Source organism: Arthrospira sp. PCC 8006 (genome assembly GCF_046480465.1).
Lineage (GTDB): Bacteria > Cyanobacteriota > Cyanobacteriia > Cyanobacteriales > Microcoleaceae > Limnospira > Limnospira platensis.
This window is the reverse complement of sequence record NZ_PKGG01000009.1, coordinates 38,652-58,613: the sequence shown is the minus strand read 5'-3', so window position 1 is coordinate 58,613 and position 19,962 is coordinate 38,652. Positions and strand designations below refer to the sequence as shown.

The window sequence follows — 19,962 nt, the reverse complement described above, 5'->3', positions numbered from 1 at the left end:
TGAGAGGCTTGGGTTGAACTAAGCTACTGGAAGGCAAAAATTGCGGGAATTTGTTAACATCAGAAAAATGTTAGTTGAGCAACCCGAGTCCCATGGTGTTAAAAAGCGATCGCATTGTCATTGTGGGCGCTGGATTTGGTGGTTTAACAGCAACCCGCCTCCTAGCCAAGGCGGGCGCGAATGTGTTGCTAATCGATCGCAACTGCTACCATACTTTTATACCCCTACTGTATCAAGTAGCCACCGGCTTACTCTATCCCCACCAAATCGTTTATCCCCTCCAGTCAGCATTCAAAAAATATCCTAATGTCGAATTTATCCAGACTAACGTTGAGGGGATTAATGATCAATATCAATGGATAGATACAGATCACGGACAAATCAGGTATGATATCCTCGTCATCGCCACCGGAAGCCGTCCCCAATTAGATCACATCCCTGGGGCGGCTCAATATAGCTTAACTTTAAATACCCTACAAGATGCGGCGGTTGTGCGCCATCATATCGTCGATCGCATTCGCCGGGCTATTTTAGAACCTGAACCCATTGATCGCGCGCGGTTATTGACATTTGTGATCGTTGGTGGCGGTCCGACCGGGATAGAATTGGCGGGAGGTTTAATCGACCAACTCCGCGCTTTGTTAGGTTGGCGGCGGTTATTCCCCCTGGCGAAGGTGATTTTAGTACATTCGGGCGATCGCCTACTTCCCAACTTTTCCCAGCGGTTTAGCGCCTATTGTGAACGTCATTTACGCCAATTGGGGGTATCTGTCTGGTTAAATCGTCGAGTTTTGCGCGTGAACTCCCAGGGGGTAGAATTAGACACAGGAGAAGCGATCGCCGCCCCAACTATCATCTGGACAGCCGGGGTACAAGCAGACCATCCCAGCCAGCTTGACCAAATCTCTACCGCCGCCAAGGGTAAAATCATTGTCGAACCCATTTTACAAGTTCGCGATCATCCTAAAGTATATGCGATCGGAGATGTAGCTTTTCTCTGGCCTGAGCATGGCCTTAGCGGTATCGCCCCGCAAGCTATCCAACAGGGGGAAGCCGTCGCGACCAATATTTTGCATCAGTTACGGGGAACATATCCCCAACCTTTTCGTTATATTGATAAGGGCAAGGCTGCTATTATTAGTCGCTATGCTGGGATTTTGTCATGCGATCGCCTCAATAGCACCGGATTTTGGGGTTGGCTAACTTGGTTAGTGATTCATCTGTGTTATCTACCCGGATGGCGCAATCGGTTAACAGTGGGCTATAACTGGTTCTGGGATTGTGTTTTAGGACTGAGACTGCTAAAACCGATTCTCCCTCCTTACCGGGAAATTGCCTTTTTAAATAGTCCTGATCCGGCTATGGAGTTTTTTAAGGATAAATCCCAAAGAAAGCGATCGCATTTGTTGTCTCAAGATAATTGGATTATGAATTATATTCCCCTAATTGGACGAGCATTTTTAGCCACCATTTTTATCAATTCATCCGTTAGCAAAATCTTGGATTTCGCCGCCACCGAGGAAATGATAGCATTGCGGGGATTGCCGCATCCCAATTTAATGCTATTAGGAAATATTGTGTTTCAATTAGTGGGTGCTTTTTCTTTAATTCTAGGTTATAAAACCCGTTGGGGGGCGATTATTTTGATTTTATTTTTAATCCCCACCACCCTAGTTTTCCACAATTTCCTAGATGCTCCTGGTGAGAAAACGGCATTTTTAAAGAACTTAGCCCTAATTGGTTCTTTAATGATGGTTTCCTACTTCGGCCCAGGACCAGTGAGCTTAGATGAGAGAGTATAAGCCAAGGACCCAGCAATCATCGCGATTATAAACAATACCGGGTTAAGAATACCTAAAACCAGGGCGGTAATCGCCGGACCCGGACAGTAGCCAGCAATACCCCAGCCAATGCCAAAAATAGCCGCCCCCATGATTAAAGTGGGGTCGATATCTTGGCGTGTAGGTAGGTAAAATTTGTGGGAAAATAGGGGGTGAGGAAGACGGAGGACAAACCGAAAAGCGATCGCTGTCACTCCGACCGCGCCGCCCAGGACAAAGATTAAAGTAGGGTCCCAAACTCCCACAACATCTAAAAATCCCAAAACGCGATCGCGATCCATCATTTGGGATAAACCCAGTCCGAAACCAAATAAAATCCCAGAAACCAAGACAATTAAATTTTCTTTCAGGTTCATAAGTTACAGCACCAAAACATGACGCATGATAAATACAGTAATAAAAGCAGTGGTCATAAATGAGAGAACTGCTATAAGCGATCGCATGGAAAAGCGACCCAAGCCACAAACACCATGACCACTGGTGCAACCGTTACCCATACGAGTACCAAACCCCACCAGAAAACCACCAATAATCATTAGCACAGGCACAAAATTTGACGGGGGAGTTGGCGGCGTTGGCAATCCATATTCATAAATAGCAGCACCAACTATTAAACCCAGAATAAACAGCCATCGCCAAGCCTCCTGGGATTTAAAAGTAATCGCCCCATTAACCATGCCACTAATGCCAGCAATCCGACCATTAAAAGCTAATAATAGGGTAGCACTCAGACCAATTAAAATCCCGCCCATTAAGGCACTTATCCAGTCAAAATCAGCCATATTACCTCTAAAATCATCAGTATAGTGAGAGTTGGTCAGATGTTGAACCATCAACAACGTCTAATATTGAAACAGCACCAGTCCTGTCGCTTCCAGAGAGTCGCGACGATCCAGCCATGTTGTTCTAATAAATCAGCGATCGGTTTAGCCTGTTCTAGCAAAATACCACTGAGAACCCCCCAGCTATTAGGTTGAGTGAGGGAGTCCAACTGAGGAATGATATCCATAATCACCTCAGCCAAAATATTGCATAAAATCCCATCAACAGGTCTTTGAACCCGCTTAATCAACTCCTGAACACTCCCCACGTCACTAATCATCTGTTCTGGTGATATATGGTTGAGGTCGCGGTTTTCATTAGCCGATCGCACCGCTAAGGGGTCAGTATCGACACCATAAACCTGAGTCGCCCCCAATAGGATCGCACCAATACCCAAAATTCCCGATCCACAACCGATATCAGCAATAGTGATCGGATTTTCTCCTAATATTCCCAAACGCATTTCTAGGGACTCCAAGCAAAGCTGAGTAGTAGCATGAGCCCCCGTACCAAAAGCCACCCCAGGGTCAAGACGTAAAATCAAGCGATCGCTATTTTCCGGGGGAGTTAGCCAAGCCGGATAAATCAAAAAGCGATCGCCAATTTCCGTTGGTTCCCAATGCTGTTTCCAACTACTAGACCAGTCCTCCTCATCAATGAGATCCCATTGCACAATAGGGATAGACATTTCCATGCACAAAGCATCCTGGCGCAGCAAAATAGATAAAGCCGCCAGATCCAAAAGATGAGCTTGTTCCTCTGGTAAATAGGCACAAATCAAACAAGACTGATGTTTAGTTTGACTGGCTGTTCCCCGAAAGCCAAAATTGTCGAGTCTCCAGAAGACAGTTTCTTCTAGGTTCAAATCACAGACTACTCGAATTTCCCACCAGCTATGTGCCATATCAGTTACTTTTGGGGTCGGACAATATGCGAGCATTTAACTCACCAGAAGTATTGAGAGAATGTATCTCACCCTAACGTAGTGTGAGCATCTGATTCTCCACTTTCTACCCCCAGTTTAGTCTGCCGGGAGCCATTAAGTCCAGCACCCCAATTTCGTTGAATTTAGAGAGTTACCGTATAGGCATCCCGGATACCTGCTACTTTCATGATCTCACTCAACAGTCCGTCCGGCAATGGGTCATCTAAACTTAAAACCATCACCGCCTCTCCCCGTACAATTTTACGACCGACCTGCATACTAGCAATATTTACATTAAAGCTACCGAGGAGCGACCCAATTTTACCGATAATTCCCGGCATATCTCGGTGGAGAGTAAATAACATATAACGAGTCGGCGGTACGTTAATGGGGAAATCATCAATATTTGTCACCCGAATTTCGCGATCGCCCAATAGAGCCCCCGTCACCGAATGAGTACCTAAAGATCCCTTCGCTTCCAAATGCAGAGAGCCGGTATAGTCACACACCGAAGCATCCCTAGTTTCAATGACCCGAATACCGCGTTCTTTGGCTTCAATGGTAGCATTAACATAATTAACCCGCTCCCGCAGAGCCTGAGATAACAAACCTTTCAGAGCCGCCACCACCACAGGTTTACTATCGCGATTAGCCAAATCCCCTTGTAAGCGGATATCCAAGAAATCTACCCTACCTCCTACCAGTTGGCTGACCAAATTTCCCAAGGTTTCCGCCAGTTGTAGATAAGGCTTGAGTTGTTCGAGAGCATCGGGATATAATCCCGGAATATTGACCGCTGAACGAGCTGGTAATCCTAACAATACATCTCTAATTTGTTCAGCTACATCAATGGCTACATTAACTTGAGCTTCTTCTGTGGATGCTCCCAAGTGGGGAGTGAGGATCACCTTTTGACCCAACTCCCGCAGGGGGGAATTTTCCTCTAGGGGTTCGTTTTCATAAACATCTACCGCCGCCCCAGCAATTTGATCACTTTTCAGAGCTTCTGCTAAAGCTACCTCATCCACAATACCCCCACGAGCGCAGTTAATTATACGAGCTGTGGGTTTCATTTGAGCGAGAGCCTCTGCGTTAATTAAATGATAGGTCTCCTCAGTTTTCGGCATATGCAGACTGATATAGTCTGACTCGCGGATGAGTAAATCTAAGTCTACTAACCGACAGCCTAACTGTTCTGCGCGATCTTGGGAAATAAATGGATCATAAGCCAGTAATTTCATCCCCATAGCTTTAGCTGCGGCTGCTACATGGGAACCAATTTTACCAAGACCGACAATCCCCAGGGTTTTTTTGTAAACTTCTACCCCAATAAACTGTTTGCGATTCCACTGGCCGTTTTTTACGGATACATTGGCTTCGGGAATATGGCGCGATAGGGCTAACATCATCGCTATAGCGTGTTCGGCGGCGGCGATCGTATTACCTTGGGGGGAGTTAACTACGACAATTCCTTGGCGGGTGGCGGCGGGAACATCCACGTTGTCCACCCCCACACCAGCCCGACCAATAATTTTCAGATGAGTACCCGCTTCTATTATTTCTTTGGTGACACGAGTACCAGAACGGATCATCAGGGCATCATATTCGGGAATAATCTTTACCAGTTCCTCAGCAGGTAGTCCGGTTTTGACATCAACCTGAGCCACCTGAGAGAGAATGTCAAGTCCAACTTGATCAATCGGATCAGATACAAGAACCTTAGGCATGGTTAGGCCAATAAATTGCAACGGTAGGGGATTCACCACAACTTCCTTGATTGGAGGATTCGTGGTAAATTGAGAGAGTCTGTTGATGCAGATCTCGATCGCGGCTAAAAATACCGCAGTGAACTATTCTAGCGTTAAGGGGGACGAGCTACCAAAAATTGTTCACAAAAATTTAGTAAATTCAGTTGTGATTGTCCCCGGCATCAGGCCCATTGATGATTAACCACAGTATTTATTATGGTGCATTTCCCAACATTAACAGGGGATCATGAAGCCTAGTGACTAACAGAATTGCGGCCGTATATCCAATAATCTAATCATCATATATGAACTACCTAATTGCTGTTTTACCCGATCGCATTCAAGCTGAGGCTGCCTATTTAGCTTTAGAAAAAGACGAAATCCCTATCAGTCAAGTAAGTATTTTAGGCAGAGGATACAAAAGCGCTGATGAGTTTGGCTTGATTGACCCCTATGATCCTGCCCGCAAACAGGTTAAACTGATGGCTAGTTGGTTGATTCCTTTTGGGTTTGTGGCGGGCTACACTTTCAGCTTAATCACCGGGCTTAATACCTTTGCTTGGGCGGGGGAAATTGGCGATCATTTCATCGGTGGTATTCTGGGCGGTATTTCTGGGGGACTCGGTAGCATTCTCGCTGGCGGCGGGGTAGGCTTGATTATTGGGGGTGGAGATGCTGTACCCTATCGGAATCGCCTTAATGCTGGGAAATATCTAGTGGTGGTTCAAGGTTCGGAAACTTTAGTCCGTAAAGCTACCCGCACCCTCAAACAATTTAACCCGGAAAATATCCAAGGTTATACTACCTGAAAAAAAAACAGGATGCTATAGCTGGCACAGCTTTCACAGCCAGCTAATCTTAACCTGTGCAAGCTGTTATTTTGGCAATTAGACGACAGTTTTATCCTTATATATTGGGTATGCTTGACGGCAAATATTGACAAATTGCTTGCGTCCTCGGTAAGCACACCAGGCAAAAATCACGAGAGTTTGCCAACTAAGTAAAATGGACAATTCCCCAGTTCCCAGGGCGACAGAAATCATCAGAAATGTAAACAAAAAGCAGCGGAAAAGTTCTCCGGGAAAATCCATCCATTCGGAGTGTTTACCGACTCGATAAACAATATAGGCGATCCAGCGGGCTAAAACTTGAGAAGCAAATAACATAATACCTATGCTATTTGTGGTAGTTACCATCAAAAATCCAAAACATTTACTGGCTTGTAACCCGAAATATAGCCAAATTCTAGTTTGTTTATCAAGGCGGTTATAACTCCCAAAAAGACCAAATACCAAGCCCAGAAAGGTTAGCCATAGGATACCATCTAAAGCCATAGATATGAGTAGGGATAAATTGAGAGTTGCTGAGGTTAATTGAAGTTTGATCACCTCCAATAAGAAAAGTCCGGGTATTGCCAAAATTATCGCCCATAACCAAACCTGTGAGAGGTGGACACGATTTTTGTATTTTTGATAGGTGGCGGTGAGAGCGGGTTTTTGCTCAAAAGTTTCGGCGATGATATCATTATCTACATAGCCATACTCGTAGATACACCAAAAAGATAAAAGCAAAAACAGCATCATGATTGATTGTAAAGCTGGATAAGGACTTATCCAAGCGATCGCCAAAATCAAGACTAACCAATCATCTGCGATAATGTTCTTGATAAAATATTTTTGGCCGGGGCGCTTACCACGTTCGAGATACAAAAATGGAATATAAGCATCAGCCATAGCGGGGACATATTGAGCATCGAGCCACTGCACGAGATAGGGTGATGCCACTGCATCCAATAATACCTGATCATCTGTGGAATCTGTAATCACGGCGGCATTGGCGATTTCTTCGTCAGTTAATACTGCTTTAACTAACTCATACTTTCCCCGTTGACGATCAACTCCTCCCTGCCAAAACCGACAACTAATGACAGCATCAGGACAAAATTGGAAATTCTTAATAATGGGATTGATAATTAGATCAAAACCGAGGGTAGCAATGACTATTTTTGATGGGAATTGTTCCAGGAATTTTAGTATCAGTTCCTGGTTAATATAATCATGAGCAAGTTTCTTGGCTTGGTGTTGCCAAAAAATTAAAGTCCAGGGAAAAATTAGGGTGGAAATAATTACACGACACCAATCCCTTGATTGGTCTCCTTTGAGATGTCCGGGTAACCAATTCCAAGGCTTGAGAATATCTAGGGCAATTAATAAAACAGCCCCCAAAATTTGAGGCTGCAAAGAATTGAGATATTCTTCTGTTGAGTTTCGCAAAAGAAGCGTTTCGTCCAAATCTACAATTACAAGTTTTCCTTGTAGTTCCATGGACATTGGGTCCGGCTCTATTGTTTCCATAAGTTTTGATAATTGATCAAGAAAATTAGATTTACGGTGGAGTAAGCATTTGAGGTATTCGGATGGACTTGAGTGAAATTACGGATGTTACCATAATCAAATATATACGATCATGGACTTGGTGGCCATGGCAGTCAAGAATAATTTACGATCGCCTTTATATGTAGATATCCTGCCCCTAGCTAGGGAAAAGGGCAGGTTGCTAATATTGACTGGTTATGTTTGACAACGGGCTTCTAGGGGCTGCTAGTATTGGGGTTAATTATACTGAATTTTGCGATCGCTGTTGGTGGAGGTAATCAAATACACTTTTATCGCCAATATCAGAAGGAATGGCTTGGAAACACTTGCGGAGGGCAAAAATCCCAAATTGAATAGCCCAGAAAAACAACAAAAATTTCTGATTGATCACTGTCCACACTCCCGCCATATATCCCAACAGTAAGAGGGGGACTAGGGGAGTTAGCAGTTTGGTTTCCATGCGATTAAAACAAAAAGCCTCCTTAAAGTAAATTCCTGTTAGGGCTACAAATGTAAACCCGACACCGAATAAGCTATATGGCTGATTATAAACGGTGACGGCTAAGGGTTCAGGATCTGCGATCGCCACTACTAGGGTAGCAATACCCCCCATGAGCCAACAAAACTGAAGGAATCTGTGTAAAATAATCAGATAGATATGAATTGTGAACAGGCTAACCCCCAAAGCTAACCAGAACACAAGATAAATAGGGGTCAGCAGTTGCAGGACTATGGGGTTGTGTGAGTCCCATATTACTAAAGCAGTCCCTATACCAAAGCAGAGGGCGGCGATCGCCAAACTAACTCTATATACTAGGACTCCCTGGCGATCGCCATCAGTGATGGTATACTCACCAAACTGTCCTTGGTATATCTGTGGCTGAGATGTTGATACGGTTTGAGTCACAATTTTAGTCTCCTGTTGATTATTAGGATCTATCCAGAACAAATTAAAGTAACTTCTGTTGTTCACTAACCTAAATATTATGACAAAATTTCAGAAAAACTTAAAATCGGCCTCGACTCATCTCGATCCGTCTCACCTGGAGGGGATTCAAATTGATGAGACGATTACTTTTAATATCCGTAGTGGTAACAGTAGAGACCGATTCGAGCTAACAGAAGATCCCCGTTTATTGATGTTTGAACACATCAAACACTTGAATCTAAGTGATATTGAAGGTCTCGAAGGTCTTGATGACTTATACATGGATTATGTTACCGATGATGACCTAGAAAAGGCGGTAGCCAAGACTAACAAAAAGTTGGGTTTCAAGGCTTCTTATAGTTTGACAAAAAAACTTAAACTATATCTGCAATACCTGAAAAAAGAAATCAAGTTACCTTGTTATGTGACCGGAAGCGATGAATTTGATTGGGAAGAAGAATATTTATTTTCTTCGGGTCGCAAAAAGGAATATCAGAAACAAAAAATCAACAATCCTTCCTATCAAGATACTTTTGAAATTTTGAGTTTTGTTGATAAATTTGATGCAGAAGATGGCTTGAAAGTGGAAGTCCGACGGGTTAGCGATGAGAAATTATTTACCCTAGTCCTAGCGGATTTAGAATGCACAGACGAAGAGTCTGATAATTATGAATTAATCGAAGATTATTCGATCTGGTTTTTAAGTAGCGCGGGAGATTTTGATTAGAGTACAGCCCCAACCGTCATCTGGTGGGCGGATAATTCCGACTGCCAAAGATAGAGACGAACTGTGGGGCTGTAAACATTTTCTAAGAGTGATAAATCCGGGAAGTATTGACAGTGGCTAATGCTTCCACCAGACTACGAACGGCTGCAATCATTGCTAATTCATTATCCAGGCGGTTGATAGCGGAACCGACACCGACACCAGCCGCCCCAGCAGCGATCGCCAAAGGTGCTGTTACACTAGAAATTCCCGAAGCGCATAATACTGGAACCGATACGGCGCGGGAAATTTCGCGGGCGGCGGCTAGGGTAGGGGCAGCTTTTTCAATCAATCCTAAAGTTCCGGGATGCACGGGGTTAGCGCTAGTTCCCCCTTCAGTTTGGATAATATCCGCCCCAGCTTCCACTAAGTCTATAGCTAATTGGACTTGTTGATCAAGTTCCAAAATATGGGGAACTGTTACCGATAGGGTAATCTCAGGAAGTAGCGATCGAGTTTGACGGGTCAATTCCAAAACTTCGGGAGCTTCAAAGCGCCGTCCTTGGGCGTAGAAAGCATCAAAATTCCCAATTTCAATCAAATCAGCCCCAGCTTGGACACAGGGGAGAAACTTTTCTGGTTCTACGGCTGAGACACAAATAGGTAAATGGGTCAAATTCCGGGCGATCGCCACCAATTCGGGGTCGGCGGCAATATCTACAAAGGTCGCGCCGCCTTGAGTGGCTGCTTTGACTACCGCCATGACATTGGCGCGATTGAAATTCATTAAACCGCTAATTACTTTCAGCCCTTGGCCTCGGTTAAAGGCTTGCTGTAGGGTGGAGTTGATCATTGTATTACTTAGACTCTATTTCCGATATCGATTTATTTTGACACAGAGCGGAAACACTGGGGCTGCTGAAATTTATAAATATCTGCGATCGCCTTTACCCAACTGTCTACCACCGACTCGAGTAGGCGCGTCCCCTTATCTTCTGTGGCGGCGGTTGCATCTCCCAAAACACCACTAGCGCTTAGATCCCGCGTTACCCAAGCAAAGGGCAATTTTCCCTCCATACTCAGTAAACTGTCCGAGGGTAAGCCGTGGGGAAACTCTCGCACCACCTTTTCCCGGCGTACCACATCAGGCAAAATTGATAACATCACGCTGGTTTCTATGTCTCCGGCGTGAATCCCTAATTCCAATTCTTCGGGGGAAAATAGTTCTTTGGCTATGTGGGGAACCCGCCACACAAACAGGGGAAAGACCATGAAATCTTCATGCTGTTGATGCAAGTCTCGCGCTACCATCTCTAAAATCTGGGGTTGTCCACCGTGGGCGTTCACAAATACTAATTTGCGGAACCCCGCCCGATATATACTTTCTCCTACTTCCATTAATACTGACATTAGGGTTTCAGAGGTTAAGGTGATGGTTCCCGGAAAGTGCCAATGTTCGTTAGATTTGCCATAATATAAGGTAGACAGGGCATAGGCGGGAATAGTGCGATCGAGTTTTTCTAGGGCTTTCCCGGTCACAGCCGTAGCAATGGCAGCATCGACAATTAACGGTAAATGGGGGCCGTGTTGTTCTATAGCCCCAATAGGTTGGATAATTACCGTATTTTCTCGATCGGGCATTTCCGCAATTTCTGTCCAAGTTAGGTAAGGGAAAAACCGATGAGGGGGGATAAAATTGTGCATGGTTTTCGAGGTAATTTTCACCAAAAATTTAGAATATTTTTTAATCTCAGGAAACTAGATCTTGAGCATGGTGTGCATACCTACCTAGGGACGGGGGGCATGGTGCAATCAGACTGGGTTCACAGTGGTTATGATTGATATAGACCATAGCCAAAATTTTATGCCAAAATTGACACAAGAAACTCAATGGTGAGTTCTCAATCCATAGGAAAATCAGTTAATCCATAGGAAAACCGATTGCATTTGTTATCTCCTCCATTTTATATCAAACTGTAACATATTATGAACTTAGACGATCGCTCAAAACCCCATTCCTCGAACTCCCATAGAAGTTTCAAACCTCAACGCCAGATGGAAATCATTGGTCAACTCCTAGATGGAAGGTATCGAATTGTACAAATTTTGAGTTCGGGAGCATTTGGCCAGACCTATCTAGCGGCAGATACCCGCCGCCCAGGTCATCCTCAATGTGTGGTTAAACAACTGCGTCCCCCCAGTAATAATTCCAAAATCCTGAAAACAGCCCTACGCCTATTTCGACAGGAAGCAGAAATCTTAGAAAAACTTGGAAGAAACGATCGCATTCCCCTATTATTAGCCTATTTTGAGGACAATAATCACTTCTATCTAGTGGAAGAATTTATCGAAGGACATCCCCTTCATAAAGAACTAATTCCCGGTCATCCGTGGAAAGAAGATATAGTTATCGAAGTATTAGAAGAAATCCTCAATATTTTAGTATTTGTTCACCACAACGGCGTAATTCATCGAGATGTTAACCCCTCGAATTTAATTCGCCGCAAATCAGACCAAGCCTTAGTCTTAATCGATTTCGGTTCTGTCAAAGCCGTGAGTAGTCAACTGGCTGAGGAAAATAATCAACCCATGCGAACCATAGCCACGGGTACACCTTCCTATATGCCGATTGAACAATTCCAGGGAAACCCACAATTTAATAGCGATCTATATGCTGTGGGAATGATTGCTATTCAGGCTTTAACTGGTTTAGAAGCCTCAGATTTGCCGAAACTTCAAGATCCTAGCCTATCTATATCTGGAGAAATTGCCTGGCGACAGCGGGCGCGAGTTAGTAACGGCCTAGCTAGTATTATAGATAAAATGGTGCATCATTACTATGGCAAGCGATATAAATCGGCTATTGATGCGATCGCCGAATTAAATCAACTCACCGGAAAAACTGGGTTAGTTAACCAAACTTCCCCAAATCACCCCCCTTATAAAGCACACAAACCGCGACGACGGGAAATCTCCTTAAATCGCCTATGGACTGTAGTAGGAATAGCCGCGACTGGATTAGTGGGTTTAATGGTGATATTTGGCTTATTTCAAGTGTTAAACCGTCCCGATCCCGTGAAATCAGAAGCCGCCTTAAAAAGAGGGGTAGAACGTCTGGAAGCGGGAGATACGGAAGCGGCAATTAAGGCTTTTAATCGCTCAATCCAGCTATTTCCTGATAATAGTGAAGCCTTCCGTAAACGGGCTAATGCTTACTATGACCTCCAGAAATATGAACAGGCGATCGCTGATTACACCCAAGCCATTAAACTTGATCCTACTAATCCTGACATCTATTTTAACCGCAGTTTAGCATACCATCAAATGGGAGATTTTGGTAATGCTATTAATGACCTAAATCAAGTTATCCGTCTGAACCCAGAAGATACAGACGCTTTCTATCAAAGGGGGCTCGCCCATTATACCCAAGAAAACTACGAAGCCGCCATATTAGATTATACCGAAGTAATTAGGCGACAGCCCGACCATAGTGAGGCTTATCGTGCTAGAGGAAGCGCTCACGTTAAAGCTGGTAATTTACAAGCCGGAATGGCTGATTATACAGAAGCAATTAGACTCAATCCCCAGTCGGCTGCTGCTTATTATAATCGGGGTCGCGCTCGGTTTCATTTAGGAGATTATCAAGGTGCTTTAGCAGACTATAATCAAGTGATTAGTTGGGAACCAGATAATGCTGAAGCATACGGGAATCGTTGCAGTACCTACATCAATTTAGGGAATTATGAGGCGGCGATAGAAAGTTGTAGTAGATCCATTCAATTAAACCCCACAGCTATGGATTATAATAATCGCTGTATTGCTTATCTGAATGTGCAAAATTATGATGCAGCTATTGGAGATTGTACTAAGGCGATTGAGTTAGAACCTAATAATTCTAAGGCTCACAGTAATCGGGGGTTAGTTCACTCTTTGGCTGAGGATTATGAGGCGGCGATCGCAGACTATAGCCAAGCCATTAGTCTTAATCCTAATGATGCGGAATCATACAGTAACCGGGCTCAGGCTCATGCTGAACTTGGTAATTACTCTCAGGCGATCGCAGACTACGCCCAAGCTATTCGCATCAGACCTAATTTAGCTGGTGCTTTTTATGGTCGCGGAATGGTCCGAGCATCTTTAGGCGATCGCCGAGGTGCCATCAGTGATTTTGAACAGGCTGGAAAACTGTTTTTAGAGCAAGGTTTGACCGGGGGATTTCGGGATTCTCAATATCAAATTCAGCGATTACAGTAACCTGGTTTTGATATAGAATTATCCCAGATATTGGTTTGTAATTTTGTGGGACATTGGCCAAATTCTCTAACTCTATCTATAACCTAGCCATGACTAATCAATACCCTCAACCCTCTTTAAATATCAGTGGTGTGATCATTGCCGGATTTCGCATCTATCGAGACCATTTTAAACAATACTTTACTATGGCGTTGGTTGGCTGTTTATGGCTGATTGTTCCCGTTTATGGTTGGGCTAAATTTCTCGCCACTTTAGGAGCGATCGCTCGTTTAGCCTTTTTTGAAGTCAGCGAACGCCCAGAAGCCCCATCAGATGCTAAACGCTACACTAACAAACGCCAATGGAGTTTTTTCGGACAATTACTCCTCGTCGGATTAATTCTTATTGGTATTGTCATCGGTTTTAGTATGATTCTTGGTGCCGCCATATTCATATTTATGAAACTGAATTTTGACAGTTTTTGGTTATCATGGTTAATTTTTTTATTAGCAGTATTTGGGTTTATCATCTTATACCTGGGGTTTATATGGATATCAGCCCGTCTGTATATATGTGACGTGATTCTCGCATTAGAAGACCAGACCAACGCCAAAAAATCGGTTAGAAAAAGCTGGGAAATTACCGAAGAATCAGAGTTTCAAATTATGGGGATTTTTATAGTCGCATTTTTAGCAACTTTACCCTTCCCCATAGCTACTCGGTTCATTTTATTAATCAGCCGATTACTTATCAATTCCCTGGTCACGGCGGCTGAGGTAGCAGTTTGGCTGAATTTATTAGTTGTATCCGCTGTGTTAATTTCTATGGGGGCGCTGACTCTCCCCTTTTTCAAATCCATTAAAGCCGTGATTTACTACGACCTCATCAACCAGCATAATCAGGATGAACAGAATTTAGTCACAGATAACTCCAAAATCTTAGAAATCTGAAGGTGTTTGTGAAATTTTGTTTAAGAAAATCGCCCGAATTACCTAATTGCTGTATAATCCCGACCATAGGAATTTTCGGGCTGGTCAATTAAAAGCAGATTCCTGGCTCCCCCCCCCTAGGTAACGACGAGCAGCATTTTTTTCCTTTGGTGAAACCAAGGAGACCAAGAATCTGTAATTTTGGAGACAGTCAAAAATCCTATAGCTGCATATCTAAATTGAGTCATGACTAATAAATATGCTCACAAATCCCTAAACTTGGGTGATGTGATTAGTGCCGGATTTCGCATCTATCGAGACCATTTTAAACAATACTTTACTATGGCGTTTTTCGGCTGTTTATGGCTGATTGTTCCCATTTATGGTTGGGCTAAATTTGCCGCTACTGTAGGAGCGATCGCTCGTTTAGCCTTTTTTGAAGTTAGCGAACGCCCAGAACCAGGAGCAGATGCTAAACGCTATACCGACAAGCGAAAATGGAGTTTTTTAGGGCAATCAATTCTGGTAGGATTGATTCTTATTGGGGCTTTTATAGGTTTAAGCATAGCTATGGTAATAGCCGGATTCTTGGTATCTATGGTGCTGAATCCAGAAAATTGGGTGTCATTATTACTAGGATTTTTATTAGGAGTAGTGGCATTTGTCATGTTTTATATAGGCTTGATGTGGATATTAGCCCGCCTGTATATATGTGACGTTATTCTAGCCGTAGAAAACCCGATGACCGCCACCGGAGCCATTAGTAAGAGCTGGAAAATTACCCAAGAATCAGCATTTAAAATTATCTGGATTATGATAGTCGCAGGTCTGGCTACATCCCCGATTGGCGTGGTTCAGTTGATTATACAAATCAGCCGATTATCGATAACTGCCAATTTTCCCGATGAGATAAAACTTTTTGTGAACTTGTTATTTTTTCCTGTGTTAATTGCTATGACTGCGCTGACTCTGCCGTTTTTCCAAGCCATTACAGCCGTTATTTACTACGATATAATCAGCCGTAATGGTAAAAAACAGAATCTAGTGACAGATAGCCCCAAAAGCCGATAAATCTAGGGCTTACGGTCAGAAATCGAAAGGCTATAAGGATGTTGAGACTGTTGGCGATCGCCAATAAAAATCCGATAAGTTCCCCGAGTACCATAACCAGAAAACTGTAACATAGACCCAGAGGGACTCTCCGGGAGTACACAATAGCGACCAGCCGGACCATCAATCAGTAAAGTAGGAGCCCCAGCCGTCTGTACAGTAATACTCCAATATGGTAGATCCTGAGTCACATCAAGAACATGATTAGGACTCTCAGCGATCCAACCACAGTCTCGGCTATTAGAACTTCCCCCCGAAGTTCCCGATAAAGTGACAGCCACCCCAGGGGAAACCGATCGCCTGTCAGCCAAAACCGACTGCGCCGACCCCAGAAACAGGGAAACCCCCAGCAGTCCCGCTGTGAAAACTTGACCCAAGTTAATATTAGTCATAACCCACCCTCTTAATCTCCTTGTACAATGGTAAAGCCTTGTTTTATATCCCCGGAGGAGAAACCCCTTGAACTACCAAGACGACCCGAAAATCAATCGTCGCCTCGAGCAACTCGAAGCCGAAGTTAACCCCAATGCACCCATAAATCCCACCCCCTCCGACTTAAACAGCAGCCTAAAAACCCTATATGGTCAGTTGATGGCGCGGTTCAAGAGATTACCCAAAGCCGGACAGATCGCCATAGCCAGTGTGGGAGTCATCGCCGGGTTAGCCCTATTAAAAACCCTTGTCGAATTAATTTCCTTAGCCATAAGTCTTGCGGTAGTCGGGGTGATAGTGTACATAGGTTATCAAGTATTCAAATCATCCCAAAAACCCAAGATTTAAAGAAGTTCCGTAACCCATCATCAAAGATTCAGACAAAGGCAATTATTAATTATGGCTAGTCCGACTGCAAACCGACCCAGCATCGACCAACCAACCCCCACCTGGCAAAAACAAGCCAAACAACTCCCGTTTTGGGTGCGTCGCTGCAGTGCTTGGGCGGTCGAGATGTCCCTAGTAATCGTGGGGGGATTAGCCCCATTTACCATTGGTGCGATTTCTAATCGTGGTCCCGTGTCAGTCCCCCTCAACCCAGTAGTAAGAGGAACAGCCGAAACAGTGGCTGCTACCTTGGGACTACCAATGCGCGATCGCCAGCCCAGTGTATCTCCATTGACGAATTTATTTTGGTCTGGTGCCTTAGTTTTGCCAATAGCGATCGCCTCCTGGCAGCTTTATCTATTGTCCACCACCGGACAAACCCTTCCCAAGCGCTGGTTTGGGGTTCGTGTAGTCAACTCCAGACAACTCCCCCCCGGATTTTCACGGATTATCGCTAGGGAAACCATCGGGCGTTGGGGCATTCCCGTCGGTATAGCATATATAGTTTGGCAAGCCACAGGCGCATTCCCCAATCTCCTGGTAATGATGGGATTATCGGGAATTATGATCGCCGCCGACGGACTAATGGGGCGGCGCTTCCACAGTCGCACCGGACACGATTTGCTGGCTGGTACTTATGTACAACCCGTCGCCACTTCCTTCTTTACCAATCCATTCACCTCCTACGACTGGGAAGAAGAAAACCAATCGGTCAAGGCGATCGTCTTAATCTCTAAGCCAAAACTCCCAGAGTGGAATTTATGGCAATGGATGCGACAATATCCTGGCTTAACCCTAATTATCGTCGGTAGCGCCAGCATGGCAGCCGTTTTGGGAACCTTTATCGGCACTCAAGTCTATATTCAAAATCAAGCCAACCTTCGCGCCTCCCAAAATCAAGATAACGAAGTATTCCTGGCGCTGGTGGGTCGCCTTTCTCCCGCCGCCAACACCGACCCCGCACAACGGCGGGGAGCAATTTTAGCTTTAGGAACCCTACAAGACCCCCGCGCTGTTCCCCTACTGGTGGATTTACTCGGTCAAGAAGATGACCCCATATTGCTAGAGGTGATTCAACAGGCTTTGGTGAGTACAGGTCCGGTGGCTTTACCAAACATCCGCAAACTTAATCAAGCCTTGAGAAATGACCTCGATTCGATGAGGTTTGGGGCGGACCCACAGCAAAAACGTATTGTTTCCCAACGACAGCAGGCTACTCAAAGGGCGATCGCCAAAATTCTCAAAGTCTATGGCGGTTTTATCCAACAAGCCGATCTTAGTCGTGTTCATCTCGGTCAAACTACCACCCCTCCCGCTCAGTTTACCCTCGTACTAGACCAAACCGACCTATCTGGCATCAGTTTCCGCAGTGCCATCATGACCCATGCCAATTTCCGCAATAGTCGCTTTGCTTCACCTGGACCTGATGGACGTTTTAACACCTTTGACGACTTGATATCAGACCTCAGCGGCGCTGATTTGACCTCTGTTGACCTGACAGGCGCTTTTATGAGTCCCGTCATCATGCGACGCACTAACCTGTTAAACGGCACCCTAGACCGCGCTAATTTATCCAATGCTGATTTGAATGGCAGTAATTTTAGCAGTGCTAGTCTGATTGGCACTAACCTAGAAAATGCTAACCTAAAAGAAGCTAGTTTGACCGGAGCAGATATCACTAACGCTAATCTGTCACGCTCAGACCTCAAATTAGCCCGCATGAGTCAGATTAACGCCCAGGGAACCCAATTTATGTTTGCTGACCTCCGGGAAGCAGATTTACAAAGGGGTTCCTTATCGGGCGCTGATTTCCAAGGCGCTAATCTTCAGAATGCTAACCTCAGTCAAGCTCAACTCACTGGCACTAATTTTAGAAACGCTAGGCTACAAAATGCTAACCTGAGTAATGCTGACCTGAGTTTAGTTAACCTACAGGGTGCTAGACTACATGGCGCAAATTTTGAGGGGGTGACTTTTGTGGTTAATCGGGAAACTCGCACTGATGAGTTTATCGAAGAAACCGCTCAGGGTGCCACTTCAAACCGAATGCAGGGGGCTGATTTTTCCCGTGTGCAAAACTTGAGTGATGCTCAAATTACCTATATCTGCAATCAAGGCGCAATTCATCCTAATTGTGAGTCCTGAAAGGGCTAAATAATTGTCGGGGTGGGTTGGGCAGTTTGGGGGTGGCGGATTCAGATCACTTCTGAACCCCCCCAGACTTCAGCAGTATTTTGGTTAAATTTATCGGCTAACTTAACCGTCGAAATAGACACCCAAATTGTTCCATATTGGCTAAAATTATGACCAATTCTATAGCACCTATTCCGTTTGTTGATTTATCGTTTCAATATCAGGAACTTACCGATGAGATTGAAAAGGCAATTCATGCAGTAATTGGACGCGGAGATTTTATCCTGGGACGCGCCCTGCAAGAATTTGAGGCAGATTGTGCGACAGCCTGTGGTGCTAAATATGGGGTGGGTGTCGCCTGCGGAACTGATGCGATCGCCATAGGTTTACAAGCCTGTGGCGTTAAACCAGGGGACGAAGTTTTAGTGCCAGCTAATACCTTTATTGCAACTATTATTGGTATTTTGCAAGCCAGAGCCAAACCCGTTTTGGTAGACTGTGAATTAAGCACAGCTTTAATTGATATAGCCGCCGCTGAAAGAGCCGTGACCGCCAAAACTAAGGCGATTTTACCAGTGCATCTATACGGTCAAATTGTCACCCCTAGCCAACTGCTTGACCTAGCCCTAAGTCATAACTTAATTGTATTTGAAGATGCGGCACAAGCTCATCTGGCTACCTGCGAAAACTATCGAGCCGGTTCTATCGGTCGCGCCGCCGCCTTTAGTTTCTACCCTAGTAAAAATCTAGGCGCTTTTGGTAGTGGGGGTATGGTGGTTACTTCCGATGAAACGGTCGCTAAACAGGCGCGAATTCTGAGGAATTATGGCGCACCGGAAAAATATGTGCATACGGAACAGGGGACTAACAGCCGCTTAGATACTATACAAGCAGCGGTTCTTAACGTCAAATTGCGTCATTTACCAGGGTGGAACCGCGATCGCAATTTAGCCGCCGAACAGTATGATGTTCAATTAATGGTGCTAAAAGAACATGGCATTATCCCCATTTACAACTACAGCGAAGGGGGTCATGTTTATCACCTGTATGTAATTCGTGTGACCGAGGAATGTTCCCTCACTCGCGATCAGCTACAGGCTAAACTGAATGAATTAGGGGTGCAAACAGGTATTCACTATCCCATCCCCTGTCACCTACAACCGGGTTATACTGATCTGGGATACAAAGCTGGAGACTTTCCCAAAACTGAAACCCTCAGCCAGCAGATTCTATCTTTACCCATGTATCCTGGGATTACCAGTGATCAGATTAATCAGGTAGTTGCAGCTATTCGCACCGCCTTGGGTCTTAAAAAAGATTAGGTGCGAGATGTTCGCGATTAAATAGGGATCATTAAATCAGTGGGAATGTTGCTCGATTACACAATTAAGGC

General features: G+C 44.6%; 18 protein-coding genes. 9 read left to right on the top strand and 9 right to left on the bottom strand.

From position 1 onward, the window contains the following. Positions 1–74: 74 nt before the first annotated feature. Positions 75–1,802, top strand: coding sequence for an FAD-dependent oxidoreductase (locus tag B9T16_RS03090; RefSeq protein ID WP_410244068.1), 1,728 nt, complete (start codon positions 75–77; stop codon positions 1,800–1,802). Here the strand turns inward: B9T16_RS03090 and B9T16_RS03085 are convergent. The 4 genes from B9T16_RS03085 to serA form a co-directional block, all read right to left on the bottom strand. After that, positions 1,760–2,197, bottom strand: a complete 438-nt coding sequence (locus B9T16_RS03085; RefSeq protein ID WP_410244067.1) for a DUF6691 family protein — start codon at positions 2,195–2,197, stop codon at positions 1,760–1,762. The genes B9T16_RS03090 and B9T16_RS03085 overlap by 43 nt on opposite strands. A gap of 3 nt (positions 2,198–2,200) precedes the next feature. Then, positions 2,201–2,623: a YeeE/YedE family protein gene (locus tag B9T16_RS03080; protein WP_410244069.1), complete on the bottom strand. Its 423-nt coding sequence runs from the start codon at positions 2,621–2,623 to the stop codon at positions 2,201–2,203. A 50-nt stretch (positions 2,624–2,673) separates the two neighbouring features. Further along, entirely contained in the window at positions 2,674–3,567 is an 894-nt protein-coding gene (gene prmA / locus B9T16_RS03075) for a 50S ribosomal protein L11 methyltransferase (protein WP_006618207.1), read from the bottom strand. A gap of 164 nt (positions 3,568–3,731) precedes the next feature. Beyond that, positions 3,732–5,315 (bottom strand): phosphoglycerate dehydrogenase, encoded by a 1,584-nt coding sequence (gene serA, locus B9T16_RS03070; protein WP_006618206.1) that lies wholly within the window; start codon positions 5,313–5,315, stop codon positions 3,732–3,734. 326 nt (positions 5,316–5,641) lie between these two features. On the opposite strand from serA, the gene B9T16_RS03065 reads away from it, so the two are divergent. Beyond that, positions 5,642–6,145, top strand: coding sequence for a hypothetical protein (locus tag B9T16_RS03065; protein WP_006618205.1), 504 nt, complete (start codon positions 5,642–5,644; stop codon positions 6,143–6,145). A gap of 78 nt (positions 6,146–6,223) precedes the next feature. Here B9T16_RS03065 and B9T16_RS03060 read toward each other — a convergent pair whose 3' ends face one another. Both B9T16_RS03060 and B9T16_RS03055 read right to left on the bottom strand, forming a co-directional pair. After that, positions 6,224–7,690: a haloacid dehalogenase-like hydrolase gene (locus B9T16_RS03060; RefSeq protein WP_410244066.1), complete on the bottom strand. Its 1,467-nt coding sequence runs from the start codon at positions 7,688–7,690 to the stop codon at positions 6,224–6,226. A gap of 262 nt (positions 7,691–7,952) precedes the next feature. After that, positions 7,953–8,618: a DUF2301 domain-containing membrane protein gene (locus B9T16_RS03055; RefSeq protein ID WP_410244065.1), complete on the bottom strand. Its 666-nt coding sequence runs from the start codon at positions 8,616–8,618 to the stop codon at positions 7,953–7,955. Positions 8,619–8,697: 79 nt separating this feature from the next. Here B9T16_RS03055 and B9T16_RS03050 point away from each other — a divergent pair, with 79 nt between their 5' ends. Further along, positions 8,698–9,366 (top strand): calcium-binding protein, encoded by a 669-nt coding sequence (locus tag B9T16_RS03050; protein WP_006618202.1) that lies wholly within the window; start codon positions 8,698–8,700, stop codon positions 9,364–9,366. A gap of 82 nt (positions 9,367–9,448) precedes the next feature. On the opposite strand, the gene B9T16_RS03045 is transcribed toward B9T16_RS03050, so the two are convergent. Next, the gene (locus B9T16_RS03045) at positions 9,449–10,198 is read right to left on the bottom strand and encodes a DUF561 domain-containing protein (RefSeq protein ID WP_014276218.1); all 750 of its coding nucleotides are present in this window, start codon (positions 10,196–10,198) and stop codon (positions 9,449–9,451) included. Positions 10,199–10,230: 32 nt separating this feature from the next. Further along, complete coding sequence (locus B9T16_RS03040) at positions 10,231–11,049, bottom strand: creatininase family protein (protein WP_006620122.1); 819 nt, start codon at positions 11,047–11,049, stop codon at positions 10,231–10,233. Between the two features lie 282 nt (positions 11,050–11,331). On the opposite strand from B9T16_RS03040, the gene B9T16_RS03035 reads away from it, so the two are divergent. The 3 genes from B9T16_RS03035 (at position 11,332) to B9T16_RS03025 (ending at position 15,578) form a co-directional block, all read left to right on the top strand. Next, positions 11,332–13,599 (top strand): tetratricopeptide repeat protein, encoded by a 2,268-nt coding sequence (locus B9T16_RS03035; protein ID WP_410244064.1) that lies wholly within the window; start codon positions 11,332–11,334, stop codon positions 13,597–13,599. A gap of 89 nt (positions 13,600–13,688) precedes the next feature. Beyond that, the gene (locus B9T16_RS03030) at positions 13,689–14,528 is read left to right on the top strand and encodes a hypothetical protein (RefSeq protein WP_410244063.1); all 840 of its coding nucleotides are present in this window, start codon (positions 13,689–13,691) and stop codon (positions 14,526–14,528) included. 225 nt (positions 14,529–14,753) lie between these two features. After that, complete coding sequence (locus B9T16_RS03025) at positions 14,754–15,578, top strand: hypothetical protein (RefSeq protein WP_410244062.1); 825 nt, start codon at positions 14,754–14,756, stop codon at positions 15,576–15,578. Between the two features lie 2 nt (positions 15,579–15,580). On the opposite strand, the gene B9T16_RS03020 is transcribed toward B9T16_RS03025, so the two are convergent. After that, the gene (locus B9T16_RS03020; RefSeq protein WP_410244061.1) at positions 15,581–16,009 is read right to left on the bottom strand and encodes a hypothetical protein; all 429 of its coding nucleotides are present in this window, start codon (positions 16,007–16,009) and stop codon (positions 15,581–15,583) included. A gap of 67 nt (positions 16,010–16,076) precedes the next feature. Between B9T16_RS03020 and B9T16_RS03015 the strand changes: the two genes are divergently transcribed. The 3 genes from B9T16_RS03015 to B9T16_RS03005 all read left to right on the top strand — a co-directional run bounded on the left by B9T16_RS03015 (position 16,077) and on the right by B9T16_RS03005 (position 19,891). Further along, positions 16,077–16,397 carry a hypothetical protein gene (locus B9T16_RS03015; protein ID WP_006620116.1) on the top strand — a complete coding sequence of 107 codons (321 nt, stop codon included), beginning with the start codon at positions 16,077–16,079 and terminating at the stop codon, positions 16,395–16,397. Positions 16,398–16,448: 51 nt separating this feature from the next. Then, positions 16,449–18,581, top strand: a complete 2,133-nt coding sequence (locus tag B9T16_RS03010) for a pentapeptide repeat-containing protein (RefSeq protein WP_410244060.1) — start codon at positions 16,449–16,451, stop codon at positions 18,579–18,581. A gap of 158 nt (positions 18,582–18,739) precedes the next feature. Beyond that, the gene (locus B9T16_RS03005) at positions 18,740–19,891 is read left to right on the top strand and encodes a DegT/DnrJ/EryC1/StrS family aminotransferase (protein WP_410244059.1); all 1,152 of its coding nucleotides are present in this window, start codon (positions 18,740–18,742) and stop codon (positions 19,889–19,891) included. Positions 19,892–19,962 lie beyond the last annotated feature (71 nt).